The organism is Ancylobacter sp. GW821-FHT10E12, assembly GCF_058809335.1.
This window is the reverse complement of the sequence record NZ_JBXASN010000005.1, coordinates 239691-252688: the sequence shown is the minus strand read 5'-3', so window position 1 is coordinate 252688 and position 12998 is coordinate 239691. Positions and strand designations below refer to the sequence as shown.

Annotated in this window: 13 protein-coding genes and 1 tRNA gene; 6 read left to right on the top strand and 8 right to left on the bottom strand. The window is 70.0% G+C overall.

The genetic code is table 11. From position 1 onward, the window contains the following. Positions 1-64: 64 nt before the first annotated feature. Both AC1RU4_RS08990 and htpX read right to left on the bottom strand, forming a co-directional pair. Positions 65-140 (bottom strand) — tRNA-Thr (locus tag AC1RU4_RS08990). A 79-nt stretch (positions 141-219) separates the two neighbouring features. Further along, on the bottom strand, positions 220-1185 hold the full coding sequence (htpX, locus tag AC1RU4_RS08985) for a zinc metalloprotease HtpX (protein ID WP_492890715.1): 966 nt from the start codon (positions 1183-1185) through the stop codon (positions 220-222). 155 nt (positions 1186-1340) lie between these two features. On the opposite strand from htpX, the gene AC1RU4_RS08980 reads away from it, so the two are divergent. Further along, the gene (locus AC1RU4_RS08980) at positions 1341-1538 is read left to right on the top strand and encodes a DUF1674 domain-containing protein (protein ID WP_492890714.1); all 198 of its coding nucleotides are present in this window, start codon (positions 1341-1343) and stop codon (positions 1536-1538) included. Positions 1539-1623: 85 nt separating this feature from the next. Here AC1RU4_RS08980 and arfB read toward each other — a convergent pair whose 3' ends face one another. From arfB to AC1RU4_RS08965, 3 genes are all read right to left on the bottom strand, one after another. Then, positions 1624-2055, bottom strand: coding sequence for an alternative ribosome rescue aminoacyl-tRNA hydrolase ArfB (gene arfB, locus AC1RU4_RS08975; RefSeq protein WP_492890713.1), 432 nt, complete (start codon positions 2053-2055; stop codon positions 1624-1626). A gap of 32 nt (positions 2056-2087) precedes the next feature. Further along, on the bottom strand, positions 2088-2576 hold the full coding sequence (locus AC1RU4_RS08970) for a cyclic nucleotide-binding domain-containing protein (protein WP_492890712.1): 489 nt from the start codon (positions 2574-2576) through the stop codon (positions 2088-2090). Positions 2577-2637: 61 nt separating this feature from the next. Continuing rightward, on the bottom strand, positions 2638-3324 hold the full coding sequence (locus tag AC1RU4_RS08965; protein WP_492890711.1) for a response regulator transcription factor: 687 nt from the start codon (positions 3322-3324) through the stop codon (positions 2638-2640). Between the two features lie 176 nt (positions 3325-3500). Between AC1RU4_RS08965 and AC1RU4_RS08960 the strand changes: the two genes are divergently transcribed. Continuing rightward, a complete protein-coding gene (locus AC1RU4_RS08960) occupies positions 3501-4055 on the top strand; it encodes a L,D-transpeptidase family protein (protein WP_492890710.1) in 555 nt (184 codons plus the stop codon). Between the two features lie 23 nt (positions 4056-4078). Here the strand turns inward: AC1RU4_RS08960 and AC1RU4_RS08955 are convergent, their stop codons facing one another. Further along, the gene (locus tag AC1RU4_RS08955) at positions 4079-4753 is read right to left on the bottom strand and encodes a YggS family pyridoxal phosphate-dependent enzyme (RefSeq protein WP_492890709.1); all 675 of its coding nucleotides are present in this window, start codon (positions 4751-4753) and stop codon (positions 4079-4081) included. Positions 4754-5030: 277 nt separating this feature from the next. On the opposite strand from AC1RU4_RS08955, the gene AC1RU4_RS08950 reads away from it, so the two are divergent. From AC1RU4_RS08950 to holA, 4 genes are all read left to right on the top strand, one after another. Next, positions 5031-6617: a sensor domain-containing diguanylate cyclase gene (locus AC1RU4_RS08950; RefSeq protein WP_492890708.1), complete on the top strand. Its 1587-nt coding sequence runs from the start codon at positions 5031-5033 to the stop codon at positions 6615-6617. 145 nt (positions 6618-6762) lie between these two features. Continuing rightward, positions 6763-9399, top strand: coding sequence for a leucine--tRNA ligase (leuS, locus tag AC1RU4_RS08945; RefSeq protein ID WP_492890707.1), 2637 nt, complete (start codon positions 6763-6765; stop codon positions 9397-9399). Beyond that, positions 9386-10078, top strand: a complete 693-nt coding sequence (locus AC1RU4_RS08940) for a hypothetical protein (protein WP_492890706.1) — start codon at positions 9386-9388, stop codon at positions 10076-10078. The genes leuS and AC1RU4_RS08940 overlap by 14 nt, the downstream gene beginning before the upstream one ends. A gap of 3 nt (positions 10079-10081) precedes the next feature. Then, on the top strand, positions 10082-11107 hold the full coding sequence (gene holA, locus AC1RU4_RS08935) for a DNA polymerase III subunit delta (protein ID WP_492890705.1): 1026 nt from the start codon (positions 10082-10084) through the stop codon (positions 11105-11107). Between the two features lie 66 nt (positions 11108-11173). On the opposite strand, the gene AC1RU4_RS08930 is transcribed toward holA, so the two are convergent. Together AC1RU4_RS08930 and AC1RU4_RS08925 are read right to left on the bottom strand one after the other, a co-directional pair. Then, positions 11174-12082: a ParB/RepB/Spo0J family partition protein gene (locus AC1RU4_RS08930; protein WP_492890704.1), complete on the bottom strand. Its 909-nt coding sequence runs from the start codon at positions 12080-12082 to the stop codon at positions 11174-11176. Between the two features lie 11 nt (positions 12083-12093). Beyond that, positions 12094-12963, bottom strand: a complete 870-nt coding sequence (locus AC1RU4_RS08925; protein WP_492890703.1) for a ParA family protein — start codon at positions 12961-12963, stop codon at positions 12094-12096. Positions 12964-12998 lie beyond the last annotated feature (35 nt).

The window sequence follows — 12998 nt, the reverse complement described above, 5'->3', positions numbered from 1 at the left end:
AGCACCCAAACCGTTGATTTTGCTGTGCTTGTTGGACTATATCGGACCCCTTCGGGCGGGGGCATGGTGCCGCGGAAGGGATTCGAACCCCCGACCCACGCATTACGAATGCGTTGCTCTACCAGCTGAGCTACCGCGGCGAACGGCGCTTGCCATCGGCGCCTCTGATAGCCGCGAAGCCTCATCTTTTCAAGCGTGCGCGAAACAGCCGCCGCCCTTTTAGCCCCACGGGCCTCGGCGGGCGTTGGAATCGCCTGCGCCGGGGCGGCCCCATACATTGGAGGGCGAGCGCGGAGGCGGCGCGCCACCGCCCCAGCCGGAGCCGGTGGAGGCGCCGCCCATCTCCTGCGCCAGCGCGCGCAGCGCGGCGATGCGGTTCTCGGTCGCCGGATGGGTGGAGAACAGATTGTCCATCCGCTCGCCCGAGAGCGGGTTGATGATGAACATATGCGCGGTGGCCGGATTGTGCTCGGCCGGCAGGTTCGGCACCTGGTGGGCGGCGTTGGAGATCTTGGCCAGCGCCGAGGCGAGCCAGAGCGGCTGGCCGCAGATCAGCGCGCCGACCCGGTCGGCCTCGTATTCGCGCGAGCGCGACACCGCCATCTGCACCACCATGGCGGCCAGCGGGGCGAGGATCATCATGGCGATGGTGCCGACGATGCCGAACGGATTGTTGTTGTTCTCCCGGCTGTTGCCGAAGAACATCGCGAAATTGGCCAGCATCGAGATGGCGCCGGCCAGCGTCGCGGTGATGGTCATGGTCAGCGTGTCGTAATGCTTGATATGCGCCAGCTCATGCGCCATCACCCCGGCGACTTCCTCGCGCGACAGCGAATTCAGCAGGCCCGTCGAGGCCGCCACCGCGGCATTCTGCGGGTTGCGGCCGGTGGCGAAGGCATTGGGCTGCGGATTGTCGATGATGAACACCCGCGGCATCGGCAGCCCGGCCCGCGCCGCCAGTTCCTCGACCAGGCCGACGAATTCCGGCGCGCTGGCGCGATCCACCTGCCGCGCGCCATACATGGACAGCACCATGCGGTCGGAATTCCAGTAGCTGAACACGTTCATGCCGGCGGCGACGACCAGCGCGATCATCATGCCGCCCTGCCCGCCGATCATGTAGCCGACGCCCATGAACAGCGCCGTCATGCCCGCCAGCAGCAGCGCCGTGCGAAAATAGTTCATCCGTCCCTCTTCCGGCGCCATCCCGGCGCTCGCGATGAAAATAGGATGGGAAGCCCGCGGCGCTGACGCAAGGGAGCGGCGGCGCGAACCGGCATGACGGCCCCCGCGGGCCCGGAGGCTTGACGCGCCGCGCCGGCGATGGTTCCCATTCGGGCATGGACGAGAACAGGCCCGCCCCGCCGCCCCCCCGCCAACTCTCCCCCGCTGCCCGCCGGGCGCTGGAGGAAGCCGCCGCCCGCCGCGCCGCGCAGGGCGATCCCGCCCCGGCGCCGAAGGAGATCGACGGCCGCGGCGGCCCCGAGCCGGTGCGCTATGGCGACTGGGAAGTGAAGGGCATCGCCTCGGATTTCTGAGGGGGCATCCCAAGATGCCGGCCGGGTTCGCCTCGAAGGACGCGGGGTGTCGCGGGGGCGCCAGACGTCCGGCCCGACCGCCGGATCAATCCTCCGGCCCGCCGCCCGGCTTGTCGCGGCGCATGGACTTGACGCCGGCGCGCCGGGCCTTGCCTTCCAGCCGGCGGATCTTCGAGCCCAGCGTCGGCCGGGTCGGCCGGCGCGTCACCGGCACCACCGCGGCCTGCCGTATCAGCTCGACCAGCCGGGCGAGCGCGTCCTCCCGGTTGCGCTCCTGGGCGCGGAAGCGCTGGGCGGAAATCACGATCACCCCATCATTGGTCAGGCGCTTGCCGGCGAGGCGCTCCAGCCGCGTCTTCACCGCCTCGGGCAGGTTCGGCGAGCCGCGCACGTCGAAGCGCAGCTGCACGGCGGTCGACACCTTGTTGACGTTCTGCCCGCCCGGCCCGGAGGCGCGCACGAACACCTCGACGATCTCGTCCTCGTCGAGCGCGATGCGATCGGTGACGGGAATCATCCGGGCGACATCCTTTGCGGGATCATGCCGCCTCAGCGTCCGCCCGAATGGATGTCGAGCTCGTCGAAGCGCTGGCGCACGCTCTCCAGCTGGCCGAGCGTCGCGCTCACCCGCGCGCTCAGCGCCTGCGCGATCCGCACCGCCGCCTCGGGATAGCTCTCCACCGTGCGCATGAAGATGATGCGCGGGATGCGCAGCACGGTGGACGGCGCCAGCGCCGTGGCGGTGGCCGGCCGCTTGGTGTCGGTGATCAGCGCGATCTCGCCGAGCAGCGTGCCGGGGCCGACCTCCTCGCTATGGCCGGGCCGGGCGCTCCGCGCCGCGCTCTCGTGGCAGACCCGCACGCGCCCGCTCACCACCACATAGGCGGCATCGGCGAACTGGCCCTCGCGGAACAGCACCTCGCCCTCGCCCAGGCCGCGCGTATCGGCGCTGATGGCGATGACGCGCAGTCCCTCGCGACCGAGCAGCTGGAGCAGCGGCACGCGTTCGAGCAGCGCGATGTCGTCCTCGATGGACATCAGGCGGGAAGACCTCCGGCGCGCGGCCGCGAATCACATGCGCGAATCATCTGCCGCTCGGTCACGGTACCAGTTTGTAGCCTCCGGCTTCGGTGGCAAGCAGGTTGGGGTGGGACGGATCCTTTTCGATCTTCTGGCGTAGCCGGTAGATATGGGTTTCCAGCGTGTGGGTGGTGACGCCGGAATTGTAGCCCCACACCTCCTGCAGCAGGATCTCGCGCGCCACCGGCTTCTTCCCGGCGCGGTAGAGGTAGCGCAGGATCGCCGTCTCCTTCTCGGTGAGGCGGATCTTGGAGTTGCGCTCGGTCACCAGCATCTTGGCGCCGGGGCGGAACGTGTAGGGCCCGATGGTGAACACCGCGTCCTCGCTCGCCTCGTGCGAGCGCATCTGGGCGCGGATGCGCGCCAGCAGCACGGCGAAGCGGAACGGCTTGGCGACATAGTCGTTCGCCCCGGCTTCCAGCCCCATGATGGTGTCGCTGTCGGTGTCATGGCCGGTGAGCATGATCACCGGCGCCTTGAAGCCCTTCTGCCGCAGCCCGCGCACCGCCTCGCGGCCATCGCCGTCCGGCAGCCCGACATCCATCAGCACGATGTCGATGCGGCCGGTCTCCACCGCTTCCTGCGCCGCGCGGACGCTGTCGGCGGCGACCACCTCGAATTCGTCGTAGAGGGCGAGCTGCTCCACCAGCGCCTCGCGCAGTTCCCTGTCGTCGTCGACCACCAGAACTCTCTGAGCATTCGCCATATGTCTGCTTCCGATCGCTTGAGTTGCCGTGTCTGCCTCGTCCGGGGGCGCGGGCGTGATATGAGCTTTCCGTCGACCACGCTCCGACTAGGCAGGCTCGGCACCTTCGGCAAGAGTCGCGGCGTCGCACAAGGCGATACCGCCAGGCTCGTGACGTGATCGTGAACGGAAAACGCGTGAAGAAGAAGAGGCTTCGCGAAGAAAAACCGGGGAAGATCTCCTGCCTGCGCGTGATGGCGCGCCCGGGCCGGCCCAGCCTGGGTCTGGCGACGGCACCGGGATTCTCCGCCCCCGTCGCGCTGGGCCGTACCGGGATACGGTTCGACAAGCGCGAGGGCGACGGGGCGACGCCGGCCGGGACCTGGCATCCCGTGGAACTGCGCTGGCGCGCCGACCGCGGCGCGCGGCCGGCGAGCGGGCTGCCGGCGCTCCGCACGAGGCCCGGCGACCTGTGGTGCGACGCGCCCGATCACGGCCGCTACAACCGGCCGGCCCGGCGCCCCTTTCACGCCTCCCACGAGGAGATGTGGCGCACCGACCATGTCTACGACCTGGTGCTGGTGCTGGATCACAATACCCGGCCGCGCCGCGCCCGCCGCGGCTCGGCGGTGTTCATCCATCTGGCGCGCGACGGCTTTGCCCCCACGGCGGGCTGCATCGCCTTCCGCCGGGCCGACCTGATGCGGCTGCTGCCCCGGCTCGGCCGACGCACCGCCATCAAGATCGGCTAGAGCGTTTCCGGGCGAAGCGCGCCTCAGCGCGTGCCGAAGATGGCGCTGCCGACCCGCACATGGGTGGCGCCGAGCGCGACCGCGGTCTCGTAGTCGCCGCTCATGCCCATGGACAGCGTGGAGAGCCCGTTGCGCCGGGCGATGGCGGCGAGCAGCGCGAAATGCGGCGCCGCCGGTTCTCCCGCCGGCGGAATGCACATCAGCCCCTCGACGTCGAGCCCGTGCTCCTCCCGGCAGGCATCGAGGAAGCCGTCGCAGTCGAGCGGCGCCACCCCGGCCTTCTGCGGCTCCTCGCCGGTATTGACCTGGACGAGCAGCCGCGGCGCCGCCCGCCCGCTCCGCCCGGCCTCGCGGGCGATCTCCTTGGCGAGCTCGCGGGCGAGCGAGGGCCGGTCGAGCGTGTGGATGACGTCGAACAGGGCGAGCGCCTCGCGCACCTTGTTGGTCTGCAGCGGCCCGATCAGGTGCAGCTCGACGCCGGGATACTCCGCCTTCAGCTCCGGCCACTTGGTCTTGGCCTCCTGCACGCGGTTCTCGCCGAACAGAAGCTGCCCGGCCTCCAGCGCCGGGCGGATCGCCGCGGTCTCGAAGGTCTTGGACACCGCGACCAGCGCCACCGCATCCGCCGGCCGGCCGGCGTCCCGGCAGGCCCGGGCGATGGAGGCGCGCACATCCTCGAGGCGGGCGGCGACGGTCATGGAGGCTCCTTTCGGGGAATGGCGGTTCGGATGCCTCATATGCCAAGCGCCGTCACGTTTTGACAGCCTTTCGCCATGCCCGTTTCGCCGGACATATCCTTGCATGGCTTGGGGACAACGTTTAGCCTCAAGGCGCATCAGCTAAAAACGCGCACGAATATCCGTGAGAGACGATCGGGGCCACGACGGCACCCCATCACCTGGAAACACCCGGCTCGCATCATCCTCGCCGGTCGATCGGTCGGGCCGCAAGGGCCGGTCAACGATCAGCCTGCGGGTGCGCCTTGCCGCATTCGTCGTCCTGGTAATGGCGCTGGTGGTCGCCGAACGGGTCGTCAGCATCGTCAATCTGCGTAGCGAGAGCCTCGACGCGGCGCGCGGACAGGTCATGGACCTCGTCGACCAGGGCATCGGCTCCTACAACCTGGCGCTTGCCGCCGCGCGCTCGGTCCTGGCCACGGTAGCCGCCGGCACCAGCGGCAATGTCGCCGAGGCATGTCCGGGCCTCGACGCGATCCTGGCCGTTTCCGCCTCCATCGAGGCCCTGTCCTTCGCCGATGCCAGCGGCACGATCGTCTGCACCACCGTGCCCGATGGCGTGGGCTTCAGCATCAGCCAGCGCGATTTCTTCCAGATCGCCATGCGCGGGGTCGGCACGCTCGACGTCGTGCCGCGCCGCTATATCGACCAGATGCCCGCCATCTACATGGCCGAGCCGCTTCTGGACCCGGACGGCACGCCGCGGGGCGCGGTGGTGGCGCGCGTCGGCATCGACGAACTGTTCCCGACATCCTTCGCCAACCAGCTCGGCCTCGATTCCGAGGCGCTGGTGATCGACCCTTCCGGCGTCGCCATTACCGCCTTCCCCGACAAGGCCGCCCTGCTCGGCAAGAATCTCGGCTGGACCGAGGTGGTCAGCGCGACGATCTCGCGCACCCGCGGCACCGTCACCGCTCCCGGTCCCGACGGCCGGGCCCGGCTCTACGGCTTCAGCCGGATGCCGGCAAGCAACATGCATCTCATCGTCGGCCTCGACATGAACGCGGTGACCCGCCAGGTCGAGCGGACGACCCTGCGGGCGGCAACGACGCTGGTGATCGCCATCACCATCATGCTGACCGGCTTGTGGATGGCCGGGGAGAGCCTGATCGTCGCGCCGGTGCAGGCGCTGTCGCGCCGCTTCACCCGCTTCGGCCAGGGCGAGCAGGACGATGACGCCTCGCAGCGGGCGGTCATCGCCGAGCTCGAACCGCTCGCCTCCGCCTTCGAGCACATGGCCGAGGAGCTCACCCGCCGCGAGAACGCGCTGCGCAGCGCCAACCGGCGCCTCAGCTCGCTGGCGAGCCTCGACGCGCTGACCGGCATCGCCAACCGCCGCAGCTTCGACGCGGTGTTCGCCGTCCAGTGGAGCTCGGCGCACGACCTCGCGCTGCTGATGGTCGATATCGACCATTTCAAGCCGTACAACGACCATTTCGGCCATATGGAAGGCGACCGCTGCATCCGCCGCATCGCCCAGGCCCTTGCCGGCGCGGTGCGCGGCACCGACATCGTCGCCCGCATCGGCGGCGAGGAATTCGCCGTGCTGATGCCCGGCGCCACCCTGGCCGCGGCCATCGACCTCGCCGAGCGGCTGCGCGCCTCGATAGACGACCTCGGCATCGAGCACATGCCCAGGATGAGCGGGCGCGTCACCGTCAGCATCGGCGTCGCCGCCTGCGAGCCCTCGCCGCAGCTGCGCGGCGCCGACCTGATGATCGCCGCCGACCGGGCGCTCTATGCCGCCAAGCAGGGCGGCCGCAACAAGGTGTGCGCCGCCGGCGCGATCGTCGCGGCCGAGACGCCGCGCCCGCCCGGAGGTTGACCGGACGGCTGAGTTCGTGCCTAGTCCCGCGCCTCGGCTGAGCGCGCGCGAGCGCCGGTCCGCCGGCCGCCTCCCACGACCGCACGATCCGGCTTCCAAAGATTTCCGCTTCCAAGAATCTCGGCTTCCAAGAATTTCGGCTTCCATGACCACAGAGCGCTACAATGCCCGCGAGGCGGAACCCCGCTGGCAGAAGATCTGGGACGAACGCGGCATCTACCGCACGGTGAATGCCGACCCGCGTCCCAAATATTACGTCTTGGAGATGTTCCCCTACCCCTCGGGACGCATCCATATCGGCCACGGGCGCAACTACGTCATGGGCGACGTGGTCGCCCGCTTCAAGCGGATGAAGGGCTTCAACGTCCTGCACCCGATGGGCTGGGACGCCTTCGGCCTGCCGGCCGAGAACGCCGCCATCGAGCGCAACACCCATCCGGGCGTGTGGACCTACGAGAACATCGCCACCATGCGCGAGCAGCTCAAGCTGCTCGGCCTGTCGCTGGACTGGTCGCGCGAGATCGCCACCTGCGATCCCTCCTATTACGGCGAGCAGCAGCGCATCTTCCTCGAATTCCTGAAGGCCGGCTTCGTCTATCGCCGCGAGAGCGAGGTCAACTGGGACCCGGTCGACAATACCGTGCTCGCCAACGAGCAGGTGATCGACGGCCGCGGCTGGCGCTCCGGCGCCCTTGTCGAGCGCCGCAAGCTCGCCCAATGGTTCTTCCGCATCTCCGACGCCTCCGAGGAACTGCTCGCCGGCCTCGACACGCTGGAGCGCTGGCCGGACAAGGTGCGCCTCATGCAGCGCAACTGGATCGGCCGTTCCGAGGGCCTGCATGTCCGCTTCGCGCTCGAGGACCCGCCGGAAGGCAGCCTGCCGGAAGACCTGCCGACCGAGGTGAAGGTCTACACCACCCGCCCGGACACGCTGTTCGGCGCCTCCTTCCTCGCGCTCTCGCCCGGCCATCCGCTGACCGAGGCGCTGGCGGCGCGCGATCCCGCGCTCGCCGCCTTCGTCGAGGAATGCCGCCGCGGCGGCACCTCGACCGCCGAGATCGAGACGCAGGAGAAGATGGGCTTCGACACCGGCCTCACCGTGCGCCATCCGCTCGGCGGCGATTCGGTGCCGGTCTATGTCGCCAATTTCGTGCTGATGGACTACGGCACCGGCGCCATTTTCGGCTGCCCGGCGCATGACCAGCGCGATTTCGACTTCGCCACCAAATATGGCCTGACGATCACCCCGGTGGTGCTGCCGCCGGGCGTCGAGCCGTCGGACTACGTGCTGGGCGACGGCCCCTATGAGGGCGACGGCACGCTGTTCAATTCCGGCTTCCTCGACGGCCTCGACGTCGAGGCGGCCAAGGAGGCGGTGGCCGTGCGGCTGGAGCGCGAGCGCCTCGCCGGCCTGCCGGTCGGCGAGCGCACGGTCAATTACCGCCTGCGCGACTGGGGCATCTCGCGCCAGCGCTACTGGGGCTGCCCGATCCCGGTCATCCATTGCGATGCCTGCGGTCCGGTCCCGGTGCCGGAGGACCAGCTGCCGGTGCGCCTGCCCGACGATGTCAGCTTCGACCAGCCGGGCAACCCGCTCGACCGGCACCCGACCTGGAAGCATGTCGCCTGCCCGAGCTGCGGCGCCCCGGCGCGGCGCGAGACCGACACCATGGACACGTTCGTCGATTCGTCCTGGTACTTCGCCCGCTTCGCCTCCGAGCCCGGCACCGCCCCCCTGCAGAAGGACGCCGCCGATGCCTGGCTGGCGGTCGACCAGTATATTGGCGGCATCGAGCACGCGATCCTGCACCTGCTCTATTCGCGCTTCTTCACCCGCACGCTGAAGAAGATCGGCCGCGTGTCGGTGGCCGAGCCCTTCGCCGGCCTGTTCACGCAAGGCATGATCGTCCACGAGACCTACAAGGACACCGCCGGCAGGTGGCTGTTCCCCGAGGAGGTCGAGAAGCGCCCAGACGGCACCGCCGTGAAGATCGGCACCGGCGAGCCGGTCACCGTCGGCGCGCCGGAGAAGATGTCGAAATCCAAGCGCAACGTGGTGCCGCCGGAAGTGGTGGCCGACACTTATGGCGTCGACTGCGCTCGCTGGTTCATGCTCTCCGACACGCCGCCGGAGCGCGACAGCGAATGGACCAGCGCCGGCATCGAGGGCGCCTGGCGCTTCGTCCAGCGCATCTGGCGCCTCGTCGGCGACGCCGCGGCGCTGGCGCCGGCCGATATCGCCGCGCCGGATGATTTCGGCGCCGAATCGATGGCGCTGCGCCGCGCCTCCCACCGGCTCGCCGCCCAGGTGGCCGACGATGTCGAGCGGCTGCGCTTCAACGTCGCGGTGGCGCGGGTGCACGGCTTCGCCAATGAGTTCGGCGACGCGCTCGTTGCCGCCCGCAAGCGCGGCGCGGCCGGCAATCTGGCGCCGGACCTCGCCTTCGCCCTGCGCGAGGCGGCGCGGATCCTCGTCGCCGTGGTGGCGCCGATGGTGCCGCATCTCGCCGAGGAATGCTGGATCGTGCTCGGAATGGACGGCCTCGCCGCCACCGCCTCCTGGCCGGTGGTGGACCCGGCGCTGCTGGTCGACGACACCGTTACGTTGCCGATCCAAATCAACGGCAAGCGGCGCGGCGAAATCACCGTCGCCAAGGAGGCGAGCCCGGCCGACGTCGAAAAGGCGGTGCTGGCGCTCGATCTCATCGCGCAGGCCCTCGACGGGCGCGCCCCGAAGCGTATCATCGTGGTTCCGCAGAGGATCGTGAATGTCGTTGCCTGATCTCCCGCGTCCCGCCGCGCGCGCCGCCAACCCGCCCGCCACCATCCGTCGCCGCCTGCTCGCCGTGGCCGGCGTGCTGCTGCTGTCCGGCCTCACCGCCGGCTGCTTCAACTTCAAGCCGATGTATGCGGAGAGTTCGGCCACCGACGGCGTCGCCCTGCAGGACAAGCTCGCCGATATCGAGGTGGTGTTCGCGCCCGGCCGCATCGGCAACGAGGTGCGCAACGACCTCATCTTCAATCTCACCGGCGGCGCCGGCAACCCGGTGGGCGCTCCCTACCGGCTGGTCCTGGCCGTGAAGGACAACCTCGCCACCGCTTTCCTCGACCCGGTGTCGGGCCTGCCCGAGGTCGAGCTGGTCTCCGTCGACGTCAACTGGCAGCTCTTCGAGGCCGGCAACGACAAGAAGCCGCTGATACAGGCCCGTGCCTTCGGCAAGGCCTCGATCGACAGCGGCTTCCAGCGTTACGCCCGCGCCCGCGCCATCCGCGACGCCCAGAACCGGTCCGCCACCCTGGTCGCCGACATGCTGCACGGCCAGCTGGCGGCCTATTTCGCCAACAAGGAAGCGCTGGACAAGGCGCTGGCGGCGCAGGCGGCCGGAGCCAAGCCGGTCTCGGCCAATGTGACCGACCCGTCGCAGCCCACGCTCAACACCTCCACCGCTCCCAAGAGCTGAACCATGGTCGCGGTCCGGCCCGGCGATGTCGAGGCGACGCTGTCGCGCGTCGATCCGCTGCGGTCGGTGCTGCTGCTGTTCGGCCCCGATCTCGGCCTGGTGCGCGAGCGCGCCCGCGCCTTTCTCGCCCGCGCGTCGGAGGGTTCCACCGATCCGTTCGGCATCGTGCGGCTCGACGGCGACGAGATCGCCGGCGACCCGGCCCGGCTGGTCGACGAGGCCGGCACGGTGGCGCTGTTCGGCGGCCGCCGCGTCGTCTCGGTGCGTGCCGGCTCCAAGAACATCGTCCCCGCCGTCGAGGCGCTGTTCTCGCTACCCGGCCTCGACGCGGTGGTGGTGATCGAGGCCGGCGATCTCAAGAAGGGCGCGCCGCTTCGTTCCGCCTGCGAATCGTCGCCGCGGGCGCTGGCCGTCGCCTGCTATGCCGACAACGAGCGCGACCTCGCCCGCCTCATCGACACCATGACCGCGAGCGCCGGCGTCACCATGGACCGCGAGGCGCGGGGGGAGCTGATGGCGCTGGTCGGCGGCGACCGGCTGGCCTCGCGCGGCGAGATCGAGAAGCTGCTGCTCTATGCTGCCGGCGAGACCCGCATCACCGCCGGGCATGTCCGCGACATCGTCGGCGACGCCTCCAGCCTGGCGCTGGACGAGGTGGTGGATTCGGCGTTGGCCGGGCTGTCGGCGGAGGCCGCCGGCGCCTATCGCAAGGCGCTCGGCGAAGGCATGCGCGGCGACGTCATCCTCGGTTCGGTCTGCCGCGCCGCGCAGGGGCTGCATCTGATGCGGCTCGGCATCGAGGCTGGCGGCAGCGTCGAGCGGGCGATCGAGGGCGCGCGGCCGGCCATTCATTTCCGCCGCAGGCCGCTGGTGGAGAAGGCGCTGCGCGGCTGGACCGCCGCCCGGCTGGAGCGGGCGCTGCTGACGCTCGACGACGCGCTGCTGGCCGCCCGCCGCAACGCCACGCTCGGGCCGGCGCTGGCCGAGCGGGCCCTGCTCCAGCTCGCCGCGAATGCCCGGCGCGGCTAGAACCTGCCGGGATCATCCAGAATCTTCGTGGTCACGGCCGATATGGGCCACTCGGGCGGGCGCCGCTCAGCCGGCGAGCAGCCGGCAGACCTCGTCGAGCTGGTCGAGCGAAGCGTAGCGGATGCGGATCTCGCCCGCCTGGCCCTCATGGCGCAGCGTGACCGCGAGACCGAGCGCATCCGACAGCCGCTTCTCCAGTGCCCGCGTGTCGGCATCGACGGCCGGCGGCACGCGCGGCCTGCGCGGTGGCTTGCCCTCGGCCTGCGCCCTGGCCTCGTTGAGCTCCTGCGCCAGCGCCTCGACGGCGCGCACGTTCAGCCCCCGCTCGACGATGGCGCGGGCGATGGCTTCCGGGTCGTCCTGGGTGAGCAGCGCGCGGGCATGGCCGGCCGACAGCCGGCCGTCGGCGAGATAGGCCTTCACGCTCTCCGGCAGCTTCAGCAGCCGCATGGTGTTGGCGACATGCGAGCGGCTCTTGCCGATGACCCGCGCAAGGTCGTTCTGCGAATAGGAGAACTGGTCGGCCAGCTCCTGGTAGCCGGCCGCCTCCTCCAGCGGGTTGAGATCGGCGCGCTGCACGTTCTCGATGATGGCGATTTCCAGCGCCTCGCGGTCGGAGACCTCGACGACGACGATCGGCACCTCATGCAGGCTCGCCCGCTGCGCCGCGCGCCAGCGCCGCTCGCCGGCGACGATCTCATAGGCGTCGCGCTGGCCCGCCACCGCCCGCACCACGATCGGCTGGATGATGCCGCGCTCACGGATCGAGGCGGCGAGATCCTCGAGATCCTCCTCGACGAAGCTGCGGCGCGGATTGCGCGGGTTCGGCCGCAGGAACGTCACCGGCACCCGGCGAGCCCCGCCGTGAGGCGCGCCACGTTCATGCGCCGCCGGGCCGTCATCGCCCATGTCGCCGATCAGCGACGCAAGGCCCCGGCCCAGCCGCGAGCGCCCGCCATCTTCCGCCATCGCCATGGAACGCTCCCTCAGGCCGCCGGGGCGCGCAGGCTGCGCTCCCGCTGAATTATTTCGGATGCGAGACGAAGATAGGCCTGCGACCCCACGCATTTCAGGTCGTAGAGCAGCACCGGCTTGCCGTAGGACGGCGCCTCCGACACCCGCACATTGCGCGGGATGATGGTCTCGTAGACCTTCTCGCCCATGAACTGCCGCACATCCTCCACCACCTGGTTGGAGAGGTTGTTGCGGGCGTCGAACATGGTGAGCACGATGCCGTGGATCGACAGGCCGGGATTGAGCGTCGCCCGCACCTGCTCCACCGTCTTCAGCAGCTGCGACAGGCCCTCCAGCGCGAAGAACTCGCATTGCAGCGGCACCAGGATCGCGTTGGAGGCCGCCATCGCGTTGACGGTGATCAGGTTCAGCGAGGGCGGGCAGTCGATCAGCACATAGGTGTAATCGAAGAGATCGTTCCGTTCACGAGACGAATTGTCGTTCAGCCGCCGCACCGCGTCGCGCAGTCGGTAGGCGCGGTCGCGCGCGGAGGCGAGCTCGAGCTCCAGCCCGGACAGGTCCATGGTGGACGGAGCGATGTGCAGGCGCGGCACCGCGGTCGGCAATGCCGCCTCCCGCAACGAGACCTCGCCGCACATCACGTCATAGGTGGAGACCCGGCGGCTGCGCCGGTCGATCCCCAGCCCGGTCGAGGCATTGCCCTGCGGGTCGAGATCGATGATCAGCACCGTCTCGCCGATCGCGGCCAGAGCGGTGCCGAGATTGATCGCGGTGGTGGTCTTGCCGACGCCGCCCTTCTGGTTGGCGAGCGCCAGAACACGCGGCGCCGGTCGTGGCGCCTGCGGCACCAAGGTCACGCTCTCGTCCATCGTTTCGCTCATGGCCCGATTCCCGATCGCTGCCGGCCCCGGATATC